Genomic DNA, 21,742 nt, shown 5'->3' with positions numbered 1-21,742 from the left:
ACTTAGTGTCTGGTCTGAGTAGTGGAATGTGTGCGTTCTTTCGGGTTGCAGGCCTGGCCGGAGCAAGGCGCCGTTTTCAGGTTGGTTCCCGGTACTGGATCATAACCGCCTTCGGACCAGGGATGACACCTGAGTAATCTAGCTGTTGCAAGGTATCCGCCTTTGAGAGCGCCATGATGCTGAATGGCCTCAATGGCGTATTGTGAACAGGTAGGGTAATGGCGGCAATGGCTGGCCATCATAGGGCTGATCGCGTACTGATAGAACCGGATAGGCAAGAGCATGAGCTTGCGCATTACTCTGTACCTCTGAGATCACCAGAGGAAGGGCTTGATGCTGTCTGACGATGCTTTTTCTTCAGGCGACGCCAGATGTCGTTCAGGGCATCAGACACCGACGAATTGTCCAGTTTATCGAGACCTTGTCGTCCGAGCACAATGACATCCAGACCGGGTAAATCGGGCTGTAGCCGGAAAGTCTCTCTGACCTGACGCTTGATCCGGTTTCTCTGAACTGCGAGCCGAAGGTTCTTCTTCGAAAAAATCAATCCGACCCTGGCGTGGCCCAAAGTATTGGGAGTGGCCAGGATCAGAAAATTCCTGTGCGGAACTTTCAGCGTGACGCCATCGAAGACCCTGCTGTAATCCGAAGGTTTCAACAGCCTGTGAGACTTCGGAAACGGTAAGGCCTTCATGAGGCGAGCTTCAGATTACGCAGACAGGCGCGCACGGCCCTTGGCACGGCGACGGGACAGTACCTTGCGACCGTTGGCAGTGGCCATCCGGGCACGGAAACCGTGTACACGCTTGCGCTTCAGGACGCTTGGTTGAAACGTTCTTTTCATGGTGATGATCTCACAAATCGTCAATGGACATTGTCACTGGCTGGAAAATAGACAGCCAAAACAGGAGCGGCATTCTAGTCAAATACCGGTGCAAGTTCAATGGTTATACGTTAGCCAGGCCAGTTTTCGGCATGGGTACTATCCGACATGACGAGTAATAGAATCTATAAGGTCTTTTTTAAATTCTTTCAAAGATATTTATTACTGTTATTAGGCACATGCTTTTCTGTGGATAAGGTTATTTTATTGCAATAGATCAGTAAGTTATTGCGATGACAAGGCATGTGACAGATGGGGCTGAGGCCTGTGGATTTCGTTATCACGGATTGTGTATAAGTCGGATTCAGGGTCCGGAGGGAAGTTATGCATGGATGGGTTCATAACTTTCACACAGGGTCAGACACCGGGTTTACACAAGGTACTGTGAATAACTTTTTTTCAAAGGTTTTCTGTACACAAGGTTGTAGATATGTTTGAAACATTCTGAAATTTATAAAGAAATGTTTCCACAGGCTGTTCATGACCCAGGTTTTCGGTCTTTTACTGAAGGCTGGCGCGGGGTAGAATCGTCGGTCACTTCAGGCACCGGTCGATATCCGTCCAGTGCCTTATCAGTCAGGTTTTCGGGAGCAGGCGGTCGTGCCGAACAATATGTGGCATCAATGTCTTGAGGTACTCCGGGATGAGTTTCCCGCACAGCAGTTCAATACCTGGTTGAGACCCCTGCAGTCAGACCACCGGGAGGGGCAGCTGATGCTGTTTGCTCCTAATCGGTTTGTGATGGACTGGGTAAATGAAAAATACCTTCGCCGTATAGAAGAAGTACTGAAGGACCTGAATGGCGGCCAGGCGCCGAGAGTGACGATGAAGGTGGGCTCGGCACCAAAACCGACAGATCCTGTGGTTCGGTCAGAAGTGGCGCCACCGGTTAGGGTTTCGGAAGAAGCGGGACAGACGGTCACAGAAGAAGAGAGAAGCGTGGCGGCCACCGTTTCAGAGACGAGCCGGCCGGCGCCTGCGGTGTCGAAGCCCCAGACAGAGCGTCGCACGGTACAGGTTGAAGGGGATATCAAGCATCAGAGCTTTCTGAACGAGACCTTTACCTTTGATACCTTTGTTGAAGGCAAGTCGAACCAGTTGGCTCGTGCTGCTTCGATGCAGGTTGCTGAAAACCCGGGTGGCGCCTACAACCCGCTGTTCCTGTATGGCGGGGTCGGGTTGGGGAAAACCCACCTGATGCATGCCATTGGCAATGAGATCGTACGTCGTAATCCCCGGGCGAAGGTGGCCTATCTGCGATCAGAGCGCTTTGTGGCGGATATGGTCAAGGCGCTGCAGTTAAATGCCATCAACGAGTTCAAGCGATATTATCGGTCGGTGGACGCCCTGCTGATCGACGATATTCAGTTTTTTGCCCGCAAGGAACGGTCCCAGGAAGAGTTTTTCCACACCTTTAATGCCCTGCTTGAAGGCGGGCAGCAGGTCATTGTGACCTGTGACCGGTTTCCGAAAGAAATCTCCGATATGGAGGAGAGGCTGAAATCCCGTTTTGGCTGGGGGCTGACGGTGATGGTGGAGCCACCGGAACTGGAAACCCGGGTGGCGATTCTGATGAAAAAGGCGGAACAGGCGAACGTTAAACTCAGCAGCGAGGCGGCATTTTTTATCGCTCAGAAAATCCGCTCAAACGTTCGTGAACTTGAAGGGGCGCTTCGTCTGGTGATAGCGAATGCTCACTTCACGGGTTCTGAGATCACCCCGCCGTTCATTCGGGAGAGCCTGAAGGATTTGCTGGCACTGCATGAAAAGCAGGTCAGCATCGACAACATTCAAAGAACGGTGGCTGAGTATTACAAGATCAAAGTGTCAGACCTGTTGTCGAAGCGCCGGACCCGGACGGTGACAAGGCCCCGGCAGGTAGCGATGTCGCTCTCCAAGGAACTCACCAATCATAGCCTGCCGGAAATCGGAGATGCTTTTGGTGGGCGGGATCACACCACGGTATTGCATGCCTGCAAGAAGATCGTTGAATTGCAGGAAACGGATCCGGGGATCCGCGAAGACTATCAGAACTTTATGAGACTGCTGACCACCTGAGGCAGGTGGTTTTTTGCGAACAACACATACATTCACTTCCGATAACTGAAGCCGAGTGCCATGAAACTGACCATCAGCCGTGAATCACTGATCACCCCGCTGCAAAGCATTGCGGGCGTTGTGGAAAAGAAACAGACCATGCCGGTGTTGTCCAACGTCCTTCTGGAAGCGGAAGACAATACGCTGACACTGACCGGCACCAACATGGAAGTTGAGCTGGTGGCGCGGGTCACGCCGGTCCACGTGGATCAGCCGGGCCGGATCACGGTGCCTGCCAGAAAGCTGGCCGATATTTGCCGGGCTCTGGGGGATGAAGCCCCGATTGACCTTGTGCTGGAAGGCGATCGCCTGCACCTGCGTTGCGGCAATTCGCATTTCACCCTGTCGACGCTTCCGGCTGAGCATTTTCCGAACGTGGAAGATGAGCCTGAGAGTTTTCGTCTGGCGCTGCCGCAGAAAGAACTGGGCCGCATGCTGGACGCCACAGCGTTCGCCATGGCGCAACAGGATGTGCGTTATTACCTGAACGGCCTGTTGCTGGAAGTGGATGCAAATCATGCCCGAGCCGTGGCAACCGACGGTCACCGGTTGGCGATGGCTCAGTTTGATCTGGATACCGGTTGTCCTGAACTTCGGCAGGTGATCGTGCCCCGCAAAGGGGTACTGGAGCTGGCGAGGCTGCTGGACGATGTTGAGTCCCCGGTCACGCTGGTCATTGGGGACAACCACCTGCGGGCGACTGTCGGGAGTTATACCTTTACCTCGAAACTGATCGAGGGCAAGTTCCCGGATTACAACCGGGTGATTCCTCGCGGTGGCGACAAGACGGTACTGGCGGATCGATCAACCCTGAAGAGTACCTTGCAGCGAGCGGGCATCCTGTCCCACGAGAATATCCGGGGAGTGCGCCTGAACCTGTCGCCAAACCAGCTCCAGGTATTTGCCAACAACCCCGATCAGGAACAGGCCGAAGACGCGCTGCCTGTTGAGTATCAGGGCGAATCCCTGCAGATCGGATTTAATGTAGGCTATCTGGTGGACGTGATGAACGCACTGGATGATGACCAGGTGAAGATGACACTCTCGAATCCCAACAGCAGTGCGTTGATTGAGGCACAGAACGATAACCGCTGCCTGTATGTTGTCATGCCTATGCGGTTGTAGTCGGTTTCGGAGGACTCTATGGGTGCTGTAACGAATGGAATCAAAGGGGTATTCAGGGTCGGTCAGACCCTGTCTGTGCTCGGCCGAACCGGGTTCAATTGGGTACGGGGGGATCGCCCCCCTACCCCAACCCTGCTGCGGCAGACCTTCGAGAACCTCGGAGCCACTTACATCAAACTCGGACAGTTTATTGCCAGTTCCCCCACATTCTTTCCAAAAGAATACGTCGAGGAATTTCAGTTCTGCCTGGATAAAACCCCTAGCCTGCCGTTCAGCGTTATCAAGAAGATTATTCGGGACGAACTGGGCCGGCCTATCGATCAGGTGTATTCAGAGATCGACCCCGTCGCCCTTGCGTCGGCGTCCATTGCCCAGGTTCATGCCGCACGTTTGGTAACGGGTGAAGAGGTGGTCATTAAAGTGCAGAAGCCCGGGGTGGAAAACATTCTGCTGACCGACCTTAATTTCCTTTACCTCTCAGCCCGGATTCTGGAAACCCTGGCACCGAAACTGTCCTGGACGTCGCTGTCCGGCATTGTCGATGAAATCCAGAAAACCATGATGGAAGAATGCGATTTCATCAAAGAGGCGAACAACCTCAAGGTATTCCGGGCGTTTCTCCAGGCCACTCACAACGATGATGCGACGGCACCGAAAGTGTATGAGCAGTGCAGCACCCGCCGGATTCTGACCATGGAGCGCTTCCATGGCGTTCCTCTGACGGATCTCGACAGCATCCGGGCGTTCTCCCGGGACCCTGAGCGAACGCTGATTACCGCGATGAACACCTGGTTTGCCAGCCTGACGCAATGCGAGTTTTTTCATGCCGACGTTCACGCCGGAAATCTGATGGTGCTGGAAGATGGTCGGGTTGGTTTTATTGATTTTGGGATTGTTGGCCGCATCAAACCGGACACCTGGCAGGCGGTGAGTGATTTTATCTCCGCGATCATGGTTGGAAATTTTGACGGCATGGCCGACGCCATGATCCGAATCGGCGTAACCCGTCAGACTGTTCGGGTGGCGGAGCTATCGGCGGACCTCCAACGTCTGTATCGGCAGATGGACCGCATGGTGCCGGATGACGCGCCCTATGAAATGGAACAAGCAGACGACGACGTGAACAGTATTCTGATGGACATGGTGAAAGTGGGCGAAAGCCACGGTTTGCACTTTCCTCGTGAGTTCGCGTTGCTATTAAAGCAGTTTCTGTATTTTGATCGATACGTCCATATTCTGGCCCCGGAAATGGATGTGTTCATGGACGAACGCCTGACGATGCTTCATTAACCTCTCCTCTCTGCTTTCTAGTACACTAGGGCAATATCGGAAACGGTATTGCCCTTTCTTTTCGTCTGCTTCAATCCCAAGAACCTGAGCACTCCGATGTTATGGCGCTAGTCAAACTTCAGACCCAGCATTTCCGGAACCTGTTACCGGCGCCCATTGATTTTTCGCCCTCCTTCAATTTGCTCTACGGGGCGAACGGAAGCGGTAAAACCAGTATTCTGGAGGCCATCGGGTATCTCGGGCTGGGGCGCTCGTTCAGGGTAAGCCGGCATCAGGCGGTGGTGGCCCATGGCCAACCGAAACTGACGGTGTTTGGCGCATTGGATTCCGGGCTTGAGGAATCGGAATTCGCAGAGCCGATCCTCCATCGTGTTGGTATTTCCCGCGACGTCAGCCTCAAGGAAACCCAATTACGGGTGGATGGTGAGGCGGTTCGCAGCCTGTCGTTCCTGGCCATGCATTTACCCGTTTCAGTGATCGACCCCGGGGTGTTCGACATTGTGGCGGGAGGCCCGGGAAAAAGGCGCCAGTTTCTGGATTGGTTAGTGTTCCACGTGGAACCTTCGTTTTCCTCGCTTTGGCAACAGGTTCAGAGAGTGACGTCACAGCGGAATCAAATGCTCAGAAATGGTAGACTGGACGAATCTCTGATGCGCGTCTGGGATTCCCAGTACGGGGCTCTGGCGGAGTCCTTAACGGATATCCGGCAGTCGGTCTTTGGGCAGTTCAAAGCAGCCTTTGAATCGGTCCTGGCAGAGCTGGATGCTACCTGGGTGGATGGATTAAAGATGGAGTTCTATCCAGGTTGGGATCGCGGGTCGCCATTGACGGACGTGCTGCTCGGTCACCGGGATCAGGAGCGCAGGGTTGGACATACACTGTATGGTCCGAACCGGGCGGATATCCGGCTGAAGTATGGCGGACGCCCGGTTGCTGAAACCTTTTCAAGAGGCCAGCAGAAAACTCTGGTGATTTTAATGAAGATTGCTCAGGGAAAGGTACTGAGTGATCTGGGTAAGCAGGTGACGTTTCTGCTGGATGATATCAATGCCGAGCTCGATGTTCGCCACCGAATCATGCTTGCCCAAAAGTTGCAGGAACTGCGTTGTCAGGTGTTCATTACGTCTATTGAACATCCCGAGCCAGAAACGTTGTGGCAGAGTGGATGCGCACCTGAATACAGAATGTTCCACGTGGAACATGGAAAATTGACGGAAGAATAGACTGGCCTAGCTGCAGTGACGTTGGTCGCTGCAGGGCCGGGCTCACCTCCAGGAGTCTCTATTAATGAGTGAATCGAACTACAATTCCTCCAGTATCAAAGTCCTCAAAGGGCTCGACGCGGTGCGTAAACGGCCTGGCATGTACATCGGGGACACCGATGACGGGACAGGGCTGCACCACATGGTCTTTGAATTGGTGGATAACTCCATCGATGAGGCTCTGGCTGGCTATTGTTCCGAGATCGGCATCGTCATCCATCCGGACGAATCCATTACAGTAAGGGATAACGGCCGCGGTATTCCGGTGGATATTCATGAAGAAGAAGGGGTGTCGGCTGCTGAAGTCATCATGACCGTACTACACGCCGGTGGTAAGTTCGACGACAACTCCTACAAGGTGTCCGGAGGCCTCCACGGTGTGGGGGTGTCGGTGGTTAACGCGTTGTCCTCCACGTTGACCCTCACCATTCGCCGTGAAGGTAAGGTGTACGAGCAGAGTTATACTCATGGGGTTCCCAATGCGCCGCTGACAGAGGTTGGTGAAACCGACGCGTCCGGCACCAAGGTTCATTTTATTCCGTCACCGGAAACCTTTACCCAGATTCAGTTCCACTATGACATCCTTGCCAAGCGGCTGCGGGAGCTGGCGTTCCTGAACAGTGGTGTGCGCATCCGTCTCACGGACGAGCGTACCGGTAAAGAGGAAATATTTGAGTATGAGGGCGGCCTGAGGGCCTTTGTTGAACACCTCAACACCAATAAAACCTCAATCAACCGGGTTTTCCATTTTAATCACGACCGGGAAGATGGCATCGCCGTGGAAGTGGCCATGCAGTGGAACGACGGTTTTCAGGAAAACATCTACTGTTTCACCAACAACATTCCCCAGCGCGACGGTGGTACTCATCTGGCCGGTTTCCGGGCTGCCCTCACCCGCTCCCTGAACAACTACATTGACCATGAAGGTCTGGGTAAGAAGGCCAAGGTAGCGACCTCCGGCGATGATGCCCGTGAGGGGCTCACGGCGATCATCAGTGTGAAAGTGCCTGATCCCAAGTTCTCCTCCCAGACCAAAGACAAGCTGGTGTCTTCGGAAGTGAAAACCGCCGTTGAGCAGGAGCTTTACCAGAGCTTGGCGGAGTACCTTCAGGAGCAGCCCAACGAAGCCAAATTGATCGTCAACAAGATGATCGAAGCGGCTCGAGCCCGGGAAGCTGCCCGAAAGGCACGGGATATGACGCGTCGTAAGGGCGCTCTGGATATTGCCGGGTTGCCGGGCAAACTCGCGGACTGCCAGGAAAAGGACCCTGCCCTCTCCGAACTGTTTATTGTGGAGGGTGATTCTGCGGGTGGCAGTGCCAAACAGGGGCGGGACCGGAAGACTCAGGCGATCCTGCCTCTGAAAGGTAAGATTCTGAACGTGGAAAAGGCGCGCTTCGACAAGATGCTGTCTTCCGCGGAAGTGGGTACGCTGATTACGGCTCTGGGGTGCGGCATTGGCCGGGAAGAGTTCAACGCCGATAAGCTTCGTTATCACTCCATCATTATCATGACGGATGCCGACGTCGACGGCTCCCACATTCGTACCTTGCTGCTTACGTTCCTGTTCCGCCAGATGCGGGAAATCATGGAGCGTGGCCATGTGTTCATAGCCATGCCACCACTGTACAAGGTCAAGCGCGGCAAGCAGGAGCAGTACCTGAAGGATGAAAAGGCCAAGGAGGCCTACCTCACTCAGACGGCTCTGGAAGGCGCCCAGTTGTTTGTGAACCCGGATGCACCAGCCATCAAGGATTCGGCACTGGAAACCATGGTGAAGGACTACCAGGCAGTGATGGCCATGATCGACCGCTTGTCCCGGGCCTATCCGGCCAAGGTTCTGCAGCAGATGGTCTACAACGACACGCTGAAGCCGGAGAACCTGAAGGAAGAAGCGGATGTTGCCCGCTGGGTGGCCCGTCTGGGTGAAGGGCTGGAACTGGATACCCGCACCGGCACCAAATACGTCTTCTCGGTGACGCGCGATGAGGAACGTGGGCTGTATCTGCCCAAAGTCACCATCTATGTCCATGGTATTCCCCATGAGCATGTCTTCAGTCACGACTTCTTTGAGTCGTCCTCCTATGGCGCAATTGCTCGCCTGGGTGAGACTCTGGAAGGCTTGGTTGAAGACGGTGCCTTTATTCAGCGGGGAGAAAGGAAACAGCCTGTACTGTCCTTCGAAGGCGCACTGGCGTGGTTGATGAAGGAAGCCCAGCGTGGCCTGAACATTCAGCGCTATAAGGGGCTGGGTGAAATGAACCCGGAACAGCTGTGGGAAACTACCATGGACCCGGAAACCCGTCGGATGATGAAGGTCACGATTGAAGACGCCATCGCCGCCGACCAGATCTTTACCACCCTGATGGGCGATGATGTGGAGCCACGCCGTGACTTCATCCAGACCAACGCCCTGGAGGTAACGAATCTGGATGTTTGAGTCCGGCTTCGAGGCCTCATAAAAAAACGGTGGCTCCTTTTGGGATGCCACCGTTTTTTTTAGTTCAGTTTTTTCGGATCGCGGGATCTATTTGGATGAACCGGACTCCGCCCTCTTCCGTTCCTTTTCTTTTTCCTTCTCCACCAGGTGCGGCGCCATGACTTCTTCCAGCGTGTAACCGGTCAGCCGTCGTATGGTTCGCCACAGGTAATAGAAAATCAGGATCATCATGATCATGGAAGGAATAGCGATCATGGGATAGCTGACCAGTGTCATGCGCCCCAGCTCTTCGTTGAACGCCTCGGTCCCGGACGGGCTGACCACGATCCACTTGGCCAGCACGTAGTTCATGATGGAGGAGAACAGGAAGGTCCCGGAAAAAAAGTAACTGGCCTTCAGCAGGCGGGCTTCAAACTGGTCGACACAGCCCTTCTCCTCCAGCGAAGCGTGAATTTTATCCACATCCAGAACGTTCGGGTTATAGAGCAGTGTCCGTACCAGAGGGTATCGGGTGCGAGTGGAGATGAGCACGGCCAGGCCGATAACGGCGGGTACCGCAGCCTCCTTGATCGCCAGCCAGCCGGCATCCAGTTCCAGAAGGCCGATGCCTCCGGTCAGGGCGACGCTGATCAGGCCGAGAAGCGCAATGAAGTTCTTCTTGTGGTAGCGGATGAGCTCGAACAGCCCCCAACCTAAGGGGAAGGCCAGGCCAAGGATCAGAGCATTAACGCTACCCAGATGTTCGTCGCCACTGAATTTCATCAGGATGACCGAGGGGATAATGATACTGACCAGAAGGTCAATCCAGGGCCGGGGCTGATGGTCCGGGGTGTTCGAGGAATTCGGAGACTTCATGATGAACGCCTGATAGGTGAATCAACAGCGAGGATAAACGAAAACAACCCGCTGAACAGAGTTTCGGGCAGTATACGATGAATAGGAAGGTCAGGGTAACCGCTGCCAAAGCGCCAACGGTCTCTGTGGATAACTCCGGAAGCCCGGGCGCCGGTATCCGGTGCTTTAGTTGATAATTCGGTTTGTTCGCCCGCCAGAGCGTATCATGGGTACGGATTCCGCCTCTGGCGTATGGGTCCTTTACCAGGTTGCCCCCGCCTGCCCCTCAACCATGGAGAATGCTGCTTGCGCGCTTACGCTGACAACGACTACCCCGCCAGCCACAAACCGGACTGGTCGATCATTGCCGGGCTCTGGCCATACCTGATGGAGTTCCGGGGACGGGTTGTTCTGGCCCTGGCTCTGTTGGTGCTGGCCAAGTTGGCGACTGTGGCCACACCGGTCGCATTGAAGTTCATCGTTGACTACCTGGACCAGACCCGGGGCGTTGATCTGGCGCTGTGGGTTCCGGTCATGCTCGTTGTGGCCTATGGCTCACTGCGGTTTGGCGCGACCCTGTTCAGTGAGCTGAGAGACGCGGTGTTTGCGAGAGTGGCGGAACGGGCCATGAGGCGGGTGTCACTTCGGGTGTTTGAGCACCTGCACCAACGGGAGCTGGGTTTCCACCTGGATCGAAAAACCGGGGGGCTGGCTCGGGATATTGAGCGAGGCACCAATGGCATCAGCTTTCTGCTGCGTTTCACCCTGTTCAACATCGTCCCTACCCTTCTCGAGATTCTGTTGGTGGCGGGCATTTTACTGGTGGTGTTCAACGTTGGCTATGTACTGGCAATTCTGGTGGCGGTGGTCGTGTACGTGGCGTTTTCCATCAGAATGACCGAGTGGCGCACCCGGTTCGTGCGGGAAGCCAATGCCCGCGATAATCAGTCCAACTCCCGGGCCATCGACAGCCTGTTGAACTACGAGACCGTGAAGTATTTCAACAACGAACGCTACGAAGCCCGGCTGTACGATCAGGACCTCGACGACTGGGAGAAGGCCCGGTTGAAGAACCGCTTGTCGCTGGCGGCGCTGAATACCGGTCAGGCGCTGATCATCGGCGTTGCACTGATTGTCATCATGGCTATGGCGGTAGGTGAAGTGGCCAATGGTGAGATTACCCTCGGGGATTTCACCATGATCAACGCGTATCTGATCCAGTTGTTTATCCCTTTGAATGCCCTTGGGTTTGTCTACCGTGAGATTCGTCAGGCGCTGGTGAATGTGGAACGCCTGTTCAGACTGCTGGGCGACCAGCCGGGGATTAAGGACGCTCCAGACGCCAAACCTCTGGTTGTGGATAACGGCGACATTCGCTTTGAACACATTGAGTTCGCTTACCGGCCGGATCGCCCTATCCTGCAAGGTGTGAGCTTCACCATTCCCGCTGGCCATACGGTGGCTGTCGTGGGGGCCAGTGGCGCGGGCAAGTCGACTCTCGCCCGCTTGCTGTTTCGTTTTTACGATGTGGACAGTGGGTCGGTCTGCATCGATGGGCAGGATATCCGGACCGTAACTCAGGACAGCCTGCGCTCTGCCATCGGAGTGGTACCGCAAGACACGGTTCTGTTTAACGACACGCTGTACCGAAATCTGGCGTATGGCCGGCCGGAAGCGACAGAGGAAGAGGTGCATCAGGCTGCCCGGCTGGCCCACCTGGAGAATTTTATCCACAGCTTGCCAGAGGGCTACAATACCAAGGTAGGCGAGCGAGGGCTGAAGCTATCCGGAGGCGAAAAACAGCGGGTGGCGATTGCCCGGGTTATCCTGAAGAACCCGTCGTTACTGATTCTGGACGAGGCAACGTCCTCTCTGGACTCCCTGTCGGAACAGGCCGTCCTGGGGGCCTTGAACGAGGTCAGTCAACAGCGCACCACCCTGGTCATTGCCCACAGGTTATCCACAGTTCGTGATGCCAATACCATCCTGGTGATGGACAGTGGCCGGATTGTGGAAAGTGGCAGCCACAATGAGTTATTGGCTGCGGGCGGGCGCTATGCTCACTTGTGGGAACAGCAACATCGGAGTGGCGAGCAGTAAGGGACGAGGAGCCTTGCCTCAACCCGCTCCTCAGGCATGTGCATATCATGCCTGGGCTCTGAGGTTCGGCAGAGTCCCTGGCGCGCAGAGCGTGGTTTAACGCTCGCCAAGCCGAAGCGCCAGCCCTGAAGCGCGCACCACCTGCTGTCCCACGCCATCCTTGAAGACCTGGGCATCGCCGGTGATCAGGCTGAACCAGTTCTTGGCCCGGGTGATGCCGGTGTACACCAGTTCTTTGGTGAGCACCGGGCTGAGCCTGTCTGGCAGTACCAGGCAGGTGTGGTTGAACTCCGAGCCCTGGGATTTGTGTACGGTCATGGCATACACGGTCTCCAGTTGTTGTAGCCGGCTGGGCGAGATCCAGCGGATGCCGCCAACGCTGTCGCTGCTCGGAAATGCCACGCGCAGAGTGGTTTTCGGTTCGCCAGCCGCGGTTTTATCCCAGGGCACACGGAATGTAATGCCGATGTCGCCGTTCATCAGACCGAGGTTGTAGTCGTTGCCGGTGATCAGTACCGGGCGGCCAGCGTACCAGCCTTCGGCTTTTTCGATCAGTTTCTCCGCCAGCAACTGTTGGGCGATGAGCTGGTTTAACCCCTCAACGCCCCAGGGGCCCTTGCGCAGGGCGCACAGAATCTGAAATTCGTTAAACGCCTGGAGCACAGAGCGCGCGTGGGCATCCCAGGCTTCTCGGGGGCTGTCGGCGGTTAGGTCTGGGTTGTGGATAACTTTCAGGTAATGGCGATAGCCCACTGGTGATGGCAGTGTTTTGTCATTGACCATCCGCCCCTGCCCGGCGTTTCGAAAGCGCTCCGGGGTGCCGGTGATGGCGTGGCTGCGGATCAGGCCCAGCGTTTGTTCGGGGTCTGGTTGCTGAGCATGGCCATTGAGCCAGATGACATCGTCAAATGCGGCACTCCGGATATGCTTCAACAGGTGGTTGGTCAACGCACCGGTATTCACGGCTTCTGCCAGCTGACGGATACCGCTGTCCTGATCGAAACGGTAGCTTTTGCGTAGCATTGCCACAGCCTGGTCGAGGGCCAGGCCTGAGTTATCCACAAGGGGCGCCGGGATTCGGGTACCCGAGATGGTGGCCAGCCAGCTGGCGGTATCGGGCGTGTAGTGGGCCTCGAAAGCCCGCTGGCACAATTCACCCAGAACCGCACCGGCGTCCACCGAGGCCAGCTGGTCTTTGTCCCCCAGCAGGATCAGCTGGGCGCTGGCGGGCAAGGCGTCGAACACCGAGGCCATCAGGTCGACATCCACCATGGAGGCCTCGTCAATTACCAGGATATCCACAAGCAAGGGGTTATCCCGGTTATGGCGAAAATGGCGGGTATCGGGCCGACTGCCCAGTAACCGGTGCAAGGTGGTGACCTTGGTGGGAATGTCATCCAGGTGCACATCGCCTGGTAAGGCCGCCAGCGGCAGTTTGCTGGCTGCGCCGCCAATGGATTCGTTCAGGCGGGCGGCAGCTTTTCCGGTGGGTGCGGCCAGGCGGATACGGTACTTGCGCCCTGCCCGGTGTGGATCATTTCCGGCCATCGACTGCAGTGCGGCCAGCAGGTTGACGACGGTGGTGGTTTTGCCGGTCCCGGGGCCACCGGTAATCACGGCAAACCGGTGACGGGCGGCCAGGGCACAGGCCAGTTTCTGGTAATCCACCGGTTCGGTGGGCGGGAACAGTGTATCCAGTGCTTGCGACAGGGTTTGCGCCGCTGCGGATTGCGGGTCGGCCAGGGGGGATGGCAAAGCCAGCCTTTCCTGAATGCCCTCGACAATGCGTTGTTCATAGCGCCAGAACCGGCGAAGATACAGTCGGGAGTTATTCAGTACCAGTGGAGCTGTGACCGACCCATCGCTCACGGCGACCGACCCCATCAGTGCGGCCAGGCAGTCACCCAGCTGAAACCGGGCCAACAGGTCCTGGGGCCGCGTAGCCTCGGGCACCGGTATCGGCGTTTCGGTGATCGCCCGGCTACCCGTTTCCTCCGGCGGTAAGGCCAGAGTATTGCCGGCATCGGCCAGCAGGGTCGCCAGATCCACACAGACGTGGCCCCGGCCAACCTGATGGGACGTCAGTGCCGCCAGCAACAATACTAACGGTTGCGTGCGCTCACCCTGCTCGTCGCTCAGTTCGCGGATCAGCCTGGCAAAGCCGGTGTCCAGGGGGCGAATCCAGCCCGCCTGTTGCCACTGCAGCAACAGGGCTTCGGTCTTCGCCAGGCTGGCCAGGTGGTATGAGTTATCCACAGCTTCATTCGGGTCGGGCGCTGACTTATTCACCGGCGTGTCGTCTCCCAGATCCAGGGAAAACTGGCTTTCGGTATGGCGGGTGCGGCTCATGCGGTCACCTCACCGGTCAGGGATGTGCCATCGAACAGGGCATCCAGTTGCTCAATGAGTGTTCGGGGTGGTTTGTCGGTAAAGGTTCCGCTTGTGGCGGAGTGTACCCCGCGCAGGAACAGATACACCGCACCCCCGATATGCTGGTCGTAGTCATAACCGGGCAGCCGGGCTTTCAGCAGCCGGTGCAGGGCAAGCAGGTAGAGCACATATTGCAGGTCATACCGCTTGGCAAGGATGGCGTCGCCCATGTTCTGGTCGGTGTAGTCACCGTCGACTTCACCCAGAGTATTGGATTTGTAGTCCAGCACGTAGTACTGCCCTTTGTGTTCAAACACCAGATCGATAAACCCTTTGAGCATACCGTTGAAGCGGTTGGCCACAGCACGGGGCCGGTCGGCGCCGTTCAGGGTGTGTCGGGTAACCAGAGCATCCAGCGTCTGTATGCTGACGTTGTGGCTTTCAAACCAGAATTCCAGCTCCGGGCGCAGGTTACCCAGTTCTGCCAGGCTGGTGCAGTCTCGGCCGCTTCGATCCAGTGGCAGCGGTTTTTGGATCAATGCCAGCAGCCACCTTTGCAGCGGCTCCACCCAGTCGTCCCAGCCCCGGGTGCTGCAACGCCGGATGAGCTGTTCGCGCAGTTGTTCAGAGTTATCCACAACCTGCTGGAAACCCCGGGCTGTGCACCATTCCAGCAACTCGTGCAGGAAGGTGCCCGGGCCAGCGCCCTTTGGAAAGTGGTGATGGTCCCGGTCCCGGGCCGTGGACACAATGGGAGCCTCTTCGTCGTGATCCTGGGTACTTTCTTCCAGCAGGTTCTGGGTCTGAGCGTCTTCCACTTCGCCGCTAAACGTAATGCCGGTGCCGGCCATGCCGGTGTACTCGATGGCAGAATAGCTGGCAATCCACCAGTCCTCTTTCGCCTCCCGGGCAGACACCAGCGCTGGCCCCAGGCTTTCCGGGTCACACTCACGGAACACGGTGTCTCCGGGGTCCGGCAATGGGCTGATGAGAATTTCCGGGTGGCCTTGTGTCAGGGGGGCCAGGGCCTGGCCTATGGGTTGCTCTGGTGTTCCGCCGATGGCATAACCCAAGCCACTCTGGTGCCAGTTATCCACAGCCGCCGCGCCCACCCAGGTGGCAAACCGGGCCCGGGTCAGGGCCACGTAGAGCTTGCGGATATCCTCCCCTAACCGCTCCTGGTCGGCCTTGTCGAGGTCTTCCGGGGTCGGGTCGAACACTGTCACCAGTTTGGCGTCGTCGTTGTGGTAACGCACATACGCCTGTTTCTGGTTCTCTGCCCGGAAGGCGGTACCAAAGGGCAGGAACACCAGCGGGTACTCCAGACCTTTGGATTTATGCACCGTGATCACCTTCACCAGCCCGGCATCGCTTTCCAGGCGCAGGGTGCGGTGTTCGTCTTCTTCATCTCCGGCCCGGAGGGTCTGAGTGAAATGGTGGACCAGTGCGTGCTCGCCATCCAGTTGCAGGCTGTCCTGCTGCAGCAGCTCGGCAATGTGCAGCAGGTCGGTGAGCCGGCGCTCGCCGTCGGGCCGTTGCAATAGCCGGCCGGGGACCTCGAAGTCCATCAGAAAGCTGCGCAGCATGGGCAGCACGCCCTGGCTTTGCCACTGCTGCTGGTAGCCCTGAAAGCGCTCGATTTCCCGTTCCAGTACCAGCTCATCGGTCAGCAGCAGATTCAGCGTCTGCCAGCTCAGGCCCAGAGTCGGCGTGGCCAGGGCAGCCCGGATCAGTGAGAGCTGCCGGGGTTCAGCGAAAGCCCGCAGCCAGCACAGCACTTCGGTGGCCTCCCGGGAGGTCAGTACCGAATCCCGGTCCGACAGGTAGACGCTTTTAATGCGTCGGCGGCCGAGAGAATCCCGCACTGCCGCTGCCTCGTTGCGGTTATTCACAAGCACAGCGATGTCTTTGGGTTCGACCGGTTCCACATCGGCGGGATTGTCTGCCAGCGCGAAGCCGGCCTGCCGGGATTGCCCCAGAATCAGTAGCCGGGCGATCTCGCTGGCGCAGGTTTCTGCCACCTCGGTGGTCGCGGTGCCCTTGGCGATGCCTTTTGGCTGGCCCTCCTTGTCGGATTCCCCGGATTCGTGGGCCCAGAACACCAGGCTGGGCTGGACCTCATCAAGCACCACCCACCGCCGTTTCGTGCCGTTGGCCTTCACTCCCTGGAATGGCAGCGGGGTGCTGTCTCCTTTCCCGAACAGGAAGGCCCCTTTAAGGCTGTTCTGATCGCTGTGTTCAAACACCCGGTTTACGGCGTTGACCATGGTCTCGGCTGAGCGGAAGTTGGTGCCCAGGGTCCAGGTCTGAACACCCTCGCGGGCCTGCAGATAGGTGTAGATGTCGGCGCCCCGAAATCCGTAAATGGCCTGTTTCGGGTCGCCGATCATTAACAGGCAAGTGGCGCTGTCGTTGTTGTCTTGAGCCTGGTAGATCCTGTTGAAGATGCGGTACTGCACCGGGTCGGTGTCCTGAAACTCATCAATCAGCGCCACCGGGAACTGGCGGCGGATGGTTGAGGCCAACTGGTCACCCCGGGGGCCATGCAAGGCATCATCCAGGCGGGTGAGCAGGTCATCAAATCCCATCTCCGAGCGCTGCTGTTTTTCTGACTCCAGTCTGGCGGCAATCCAATGGCTGGCGTGGCGCAGGATGTCGGATTTGGCGCTGGGCTGATGCTGGCTAAAGGCCAGCAGGGCCTCAATGGCGTCGAAAGCCGGGTGGTGGGGGGCGGGGGCGTCCCCTTTCAGGATGTTGTTCAGACCTTCGGGGCTCTGGTTCCGGAACCCGGCTTTGTCCAGGCCTTCGGGAAGCAGGTCGGTGGACTCGGCCCAGGCGATCAGAGGCTCCCACGCCTTGAGCATGGCGTTCTTGCTGCCACCATGCAGGCGTTTGCTTTTGTTCAGGTCGTTCAGCAGATCGGTAACGTCCGGCTGCCACTGGCCCCAGGGATGGGCTTTCAGTGCGTTGGCCTGTGTCAGCCGTTCGCTGACCACCTGATTGATGGCCTGATGCACGCTCTCTGGCGGGGTGCCAAGAGCATCCGGGTCATCGATCAGATTACGCACTGCCTTGCGCAGATCGGCAGGGGTTTTCCAGTGGCTCAGAACTTCGTCCATCAGTGCCGGAGGCAGCGGGTAGACAAAGGTACGCCAGTAGTCCCGGACCACATCGTCCAGCAGTTCGCTCTGGTCGGTTTCCAGAGTGAGTTTGAACAGGCTGCCGCTGTCGAAGGCGTGCTCACTGAGCATGCGGTTGCAGAACCCGTGAATGGTAGACACCGCTGCCTCATCCATCCATTCGGCGGCCAGCAGCAGCTTTTTGCGGCAGTCGGGCCAGGTGCTCCGGTCCGGGTAACTGTCATCCCGCAGCTTGTGGATAAGTTCGGTTTCCGGGGTTGGTTCGAGGTGGTCGGTGCCTGAAAACACCTCTGCGGCCTGGGTCAGCCGGGTACGGATACGGTCCCTCAATTCCTTGGTGGCGGCGTCGGTAAAGGTGACGACCAGCAGGTTGGGAGGCAGCAGATTCTGCAGCGGGCTGTCGTCACTCTGACCGTGCCCGAGCACCAGACGTACATACAGAAGAGCGATGGTAAAGGTTTTGCCCGTGCCGGCACTGGCCTCGATCAGGGCGCGGCCGTTCAGAGGCAGTGCCAGCGGGTCCAGGTTCGGGTTCCGGTTGGTCATCTGTTCGGTCATTCCATGCTCCCGATTTGCTCCGCCGCCGATTTGCCCTGCTCCGCTTCCCACAGGGGGACATAGAGCTGGTGCAGGAGAGCCTCAAATTCGCCACTGGCGAACAGGGCCTCCGGGCTTTCAAAGGCGCCAAGCAGGTAGCCTGTGTCCCGCTCCAAAGCGGTTGTATAGGCTTGCTCCGCCTCACGGATGGCCCGCTCGTGATCGCCGATGTGTTTCTTTCCGCCGTAGTAGCTGGTAATCCAGGCAAATCCGGATTCACAGTGTATGGGCAGGGCCCGGGTGGTGGCTTCCATCCACCGGTCCAGAATTACGTTGAAGTGTGATTGAGCCTGTTCGGGGGACATCACCGGAAAACGGAACGTCCGGCCCTCTTCCTTACCCAGAATCAGGGTTTCAAACGGCTGGCCGATGAGTTGCCCGGCCAGGTGAATCAGCCAGTCTCGCAGCAGGTTGGCGTAGCGGACTTTCTTCGAGTAGCCGGAGCCGGTGAGCAGGCCCGAGTTGGCGATCACCAGTCGGCACAACTGGCTCTGGGGATTACTACGAAGATGGTTGATCAGGTCAGCGACTTCCACGGAACCGAGCGCACCGGCATAGTGGAACTCGAATGGACGCGGTTCAGCCACCGCTTCCGGCCACTGTGCCAGGGCGCTGCGATACCGTTTGAACAGGTCTGGCAGACGCCCGGCCAGCTCAGTGCGCAGCCGGTGTTCGGTAACCCCCATTCCCAGGTCGCCCCGGCGGGCCATCCGGTCCAGCGTGGTTTCCAGCCGCTCATGCAGCTCATCCTCGCTGGCCGCTTTCATCACACTGTCGGTAATCAGTTCGTTGTCCAGGCGCCAGCGGTCCAGGCCGTTCAGGTCGAAGTTTTCGTTGTCGGTGTCCTCGTCTTCGACGGCCTCAAATCGCACTTGAAGGCGGCGCTGGTAAAAGGTGTCGATGGGTTTTTTCAGGAAGCTCGCCAGATCGTTCAGGCTGACAGGTTCTTCCGGGGCCTGATACGGCAGGGCCTGGTGGGCCGTTTCTATGGTTTCAACGCCATGGGCGCTGCGCCACTCCCGTTCGTAGGTGAACAGGCCCCGAGCCCGCAAGATGTCTTCAAGGGGCTTCGGGAGTGCTGCTTCGCCTTCCATCACGCCGTTGTTCTTTGGGAAATAATCCCGGCTGAAGGGTTGAAGCGGGTGTCGGGTGGTCAGCGCTTCGGTGACCGTGCGGCTGCTACCCTCAGCGACGGTCCACAGGCTGTCGATGTGATCCTGTAGCTGCCCTACCAGTACTGAGGGTGGTCGTTCGGAATCGTCCTTGATGCTTCTGCCCACCCAGCTGATGTACAGCTGCTCCCGGGCTGATAGCAAGGCTTCCAGAAACAGGTAGCGGTCGTCTTCCCGACGGGAGCGGTCTCCGGGGCGATAGTCCCGGGCCATCAGATCGAAATCCACCGGTGGCCGGGAACGGGGATAGTCGCCGTCGTTCAGGCCAAGCAGACACACCTTGCGGAAGGGAATGGCCCGCATGGGCATCAAGGTAGCAAAGTTTACCTTGCCCGCCAGGAAGCGCTGGTTCAGGCCGCCTTCATCCAGCCCCTGCAGCAGCACATCCTTGACGATGTTCAGTGGCAGTGGTTGCTGGTCGAGCCCGGCGGCGAGGGCATCCTCCAGCCATTGCTCTAACTGGCGGCGAAAGCGGTTCAGTAATAACAAATCCTGGCCGTCTACCCTGTGGAAAAACTGCCCCAGCATGGTGGAGAACAGGGTTTCCCATTCCATGGGTGTACGGGGGGGCTGCAATGCCTGCCACAGGGTTTCGAGCTGGTGCAAAAACTCGCTGAGGTGACCGGCCAGGCTGGCTTGAAGACCGCCAATTTCGCCGTAAGGTTCTACCCCACCCCAGGGGTCGTCATCGCCCATGCCATAGCCCAGCAACATGGCGCGGAGTCCGGATTGCCAGGTGTTGCGGTCCAGTTCCGCGGGCAAGTCCAGAGTTTCCCGGTGCTGACCATGCAGGCCCCATCGGATATTGGCGCCTTCCACCCAACGCCGGACCAGGGGAATATCGTCCTGGCCGATCTCAAAGCGGTCGCGGATGCCGGGCACTTCCAGCAGGCTGAGGATTTCGCTTACGCCAAAGCGGCTGCGGGGCAGCGACATCAGGGTTTCCAGAGCGATCAGCACCGGTTCGTGGTGGCGCTGGCCCTGGTCGGAAATGGTGAACGGAATGTGGCGTTTGTCGCCGGCGGCGTGGCGGCTGAACACCGCCTGGATATGGGGGGCATACACGTTGATATCCGGCACCATCACGATGATATCCCGGGGCCGCAGGGTTGGGTCGGCGTTGAAGGCGGCCAGCAACTGGTCGTGCAGGATTTCCACTTCCCGCTGTGGGCCATGGGCATTGTGAAAGACCACCGAATGGTCAAGGCTCAGATCAATCGTTCGGTGTTGATCACGGATTTCCGTCAGCGGCGTCAGGCTGTGGATATCGTTCTGCAGCTGGTGCAGCAGGCTAGGGGCATCCGGGTTGCCGTGATCGGTAAAAATGTCGATTTTCTGGCCCGGCGTCTGGAAGCTGGCGCGGTAATCGTCCGGGTTATCGAATTCATCCAGCAGGCGGATATAGTCCCGCCCCTGTTTGCCCCAGGCCGCCAGCAACGGATTGGCGTGCTGGTGCAGCTGGTCTGGATCGTCTATCTGTGACAACACCGGGTGTGCGATCCCCCGCTTGCGTTCGGCCTTCAACAGTTCCCGGTCGCTGATGATGTCTGCCCAGTAGAACTGACAGGGGTTGTGGACGCACAGCACCACCTGGCTGAAGCGACTGAGCACATAAAGCGCTTCCAGGGCCTGCCGGGGCAAAGACGACACCCCAAACACGACAATGCGATTGGGCAAGCGGTCAGGATTGGCCGGCTCGTCCATGCGCTGGCCCTGTACCATAAAGCGGGTGTGAATCTGTGAGCGACTGGTGTGGGCTTCGATGCCCACGTCTTCGACCAGTTTACGCCAGAGCAAGGGTTGCCAGAGGGTTTCAGGGTCCAGAGCATTGTCTTCACCCCGGGCGGAGATGATCACATCCCTGCCCTGCTCCCACGCTGCCAGCCAGTCAGCGCGGAACACCTGATACTGATCAAACAGGTCGGCCACTTTTTCAGCCAACTGGAAATTACGCAGATCAGAGTCGGGGCCTTCCAGAAACCGGGCCAGCGGGCTGAACGCCGGGTCCTGCCCGACCAGATCCGGCAGCAATCGGTACAGACGCCACACCAGCCGGGGCTTATCGAAGGGGGATTGTTCCGGTACCTCTCCGTCTGGCAGGACCGCCCGGTAGGCTTGCCAGATAAACCGGGCCGGGAACAGGAAGTCCATGCCGGCGGCAATGCCCAGGCCGCCGCCGGTTTCTGCTTCAGTGCGTTTTTCAGCCAGGGCCAGTTTCAGCCATTGAGCGATGCCGTTGCTCTGAACCAGAAAGGTTTCGCTCTGCAGTGGTGGCATCGGGTTCTGGCGACAGATGTACACCACGGCCCGGCGCAGATCTTCCAGGTGATTGGCGTGGATGGCGTGAAAGCCGGGTTCGATGGCGGTGGCGTCGGCCATGGGAATCCTTGTTGGGTGCTCGGTTCAGTCCTCCGCTACAGCTTACCGTATGT

The 21,742-nt window shown here is 57.8% G+C and carries 13 protein-coding genes; 6 read left to right on the top strand and 7 right to left on the bottom strand.

All coding sequences use genetic code 11. The features are described 5' to 3' along the window. Window positions 1–2: 2 nt before the first annotated feature. Genes yidD through rpmH form a run of 3 tightly spaced genes read right to left on the bottom strand, consistent with a single transcriptional unit; the run spans window position 3 to window position 844 of the window. A complete protein-coding gene (yidD, locus tag K325_RS18435) occupies window positions 3–296 on the bottom strand; it encodes a membrane protein insertion efficiency factor YidD (RefSeq protein ID WP_084694248.1) in 294 nt (97 codons plus the stop codon). Next, on the bottom strand, window positions 296–694 hold the full coding sequence (rnpA, locus tag K325_RS0114235; RefSeq protein WP_029654937.1) for a ribonuclease P protein component: 399 nt from the start codon (window positions 692–694) through the stop codon (window positions 296–298). Before rnpA ends, yidD begins: the two co-directional genes overlap by 1 nt. A 15-nt stretch (window positions 695–709) precedes the next feature. Beyond that, the gene (gene rpmH, locus K325_RS18430) at window positions 710–844 is read right to left on the bottom strand and encodes a 50S ribosomal protein L34 (protein WP_008940054.1); all 135 of its coding nucleotides are present in this window, start codon (window positions 842–844) and stop codon (window positions 710–712) included. Between the two features lie 651 nt (window positions 845–1,495). On the opposite strand from rpmH, the gene dnaA reads away from it, so the two are divergent. From dnaA to gyrB, 5 genes are all read left to right on the top strand, one after another. Next, the gene (dnaA, locus tag K325_RS0114230; protein WP_241264594.1) at window positions 1,496–2,941 is read left to right on the top strand and encodes a chromosomal replication initiator protein DnaA; all 1,446 of its coding nucleotides are present in this window, start codon (window positions 1,496–1,498) and stop codon (window positions 2,939–2,941) included. A gap of 60 nt (window positions 2,942–3,001) precedes the next feature. Next, complete coding sequence (dnaN, locus tag K325_RS0114225) at window positions 3,002–4,105, top strand: DNA polymerase III subunit beta (protein WP_029654935.1); 1,104 nt, start codon at window positions 3,002–3,004, stop codon at window positions 4,103–4,105. Between the two features lie 18 nt (window positions 4,106–4,123). Then, window positions 4,124–5,395, top strand: a complete 1,272-nt coding sequence (locus tag K325_RS0114220) for an ABC1 kinase family protein (RefSeq protein ID WP_029654934.1) — start codon at window positions 4,124–4,126, stop codon at window positions 5,393–5,395. A 101-nt stretch (window positions 5,396–5,496) separates the two neighbouring features. Then, window positions 5,497–6,618, top strand: coding sequence for a DNA replication/repair protein RecF (gene recF, locus K325_RS0114215; RefSeq protein ID WP_029654933.1), 1,122 nt, complete (start codon window positions 5,497–5,499; stop codon window positions 6,616–6,618). A gap of 64 nt (window positions 6,619–6,682) precedes the next feature. Continuing rightward, complete coding sequence (gene gyrB / locus K325_RS0114210; protein ID WP_029654932.1) at window positions 6,683–9,097, top strand: DNA topoisomerase (ATP-hydrolyzing) subunit B; 2,415 nt, start codon at window positions 6,683–6,685, stop codon at window positions 9,095–9,097. An 87-nt stretch (window positions 9,098–9,184) separates the two neighbouring features. Here gyrB and K325_RS0114205 read toward each other — a convergent pair whose 3' ends face one another. After that, a complete protein-coding gene (locus tag K325_RS0114205; protein WP_029654931.1) occupies window positions 9,185–9,952 on the bottom strand; it encodes a VC0807 family protein in 768 nt (255 codons plus the stop codon). A 285-nt stretch (window positions 9,953–10,237) separates the two neighbouring features. Here K325_RS0114205 and K325_RS0114200 point away from each other — a divergent pair, with 285 nt between their 5' ends. Further along, complete coding sequence (locus tag K325_RS0114200) at window positions 10,238–12,031, top strand: ABCB family ABC transporter ATP-binding protein/permease (RefSeq protein ID WP_029654930.1); 1,794 nt, start codon at window positions 10,238–10,240, stop codon at window positions 12,029–12,031. Window positions 12,032–12,127: 96 nt separating this feature from the next. Here K325_RS0114200 and recD read toward each other — a convergent pair whose 3' ends face one another. Genes recD through recC form a run of 3 tightly spaced genes read right to left on the bottom strand, consistent with a single transcriptional unit; the run spans window position 12,128 to window position 21,689 of the window. Beyond that, the gene (recD, locus tag K325_RS0114195; RefSeq protein WP_029654929.1) at window positions 12,128–14,380 is read right to left on the bottom strand and encodes an exodeoxyribonuclease V subunit alpha; all 2,253 of its coding nucleotides are present in this window, start codon (window positions 14,378–14,380) and stop codon (window positions 12,128–12,130) included. Beyond that, window positions 14,377–18,099, bottom strand: a complete 3,723-nt coding sequence (recB, locus tag K325_RS0114190) for an exodeoxyribonuclease V subunit beta (RefSeq protein ID WP_029654928.1) — start codon at window positions 18,097–18,099, stop codon at window positions 14,377–14,379. The genes recD and recB overlap by 4 nt, the downstream gene beginning before the upstream one ends. Further along, complete coding sequence (recC, locus tag K325_RS0114185; protein ID WP_029654927.1) at window positions 18,096–21,689, bottom strand: exodeoxyribonuclease V subunit gamma; 3,594 nt, start codon at window positions 21,687–21,689, stop codon at window positions 18,096–18,098. The genes recB and recC overlap by 4 nt, the downstream gene beginning before the upstream one ends. Between the last annotated feature and the right edge of the window lie 53 nt (window positions 21,690–21,742).

The organism is Marinobacter daepoensis DSM 16072, assembly GCF_000421165.1.
Lineage (GTDB): Bacteria > Pseudomonadota > Gammaproteobacteria > Pseudomonadales > Oleiphilaceae > Marinobacter > Marinobacter daepoensis.
This window is presented reverse-complemented; position numbering and strand designations above follow the sequence as displayed.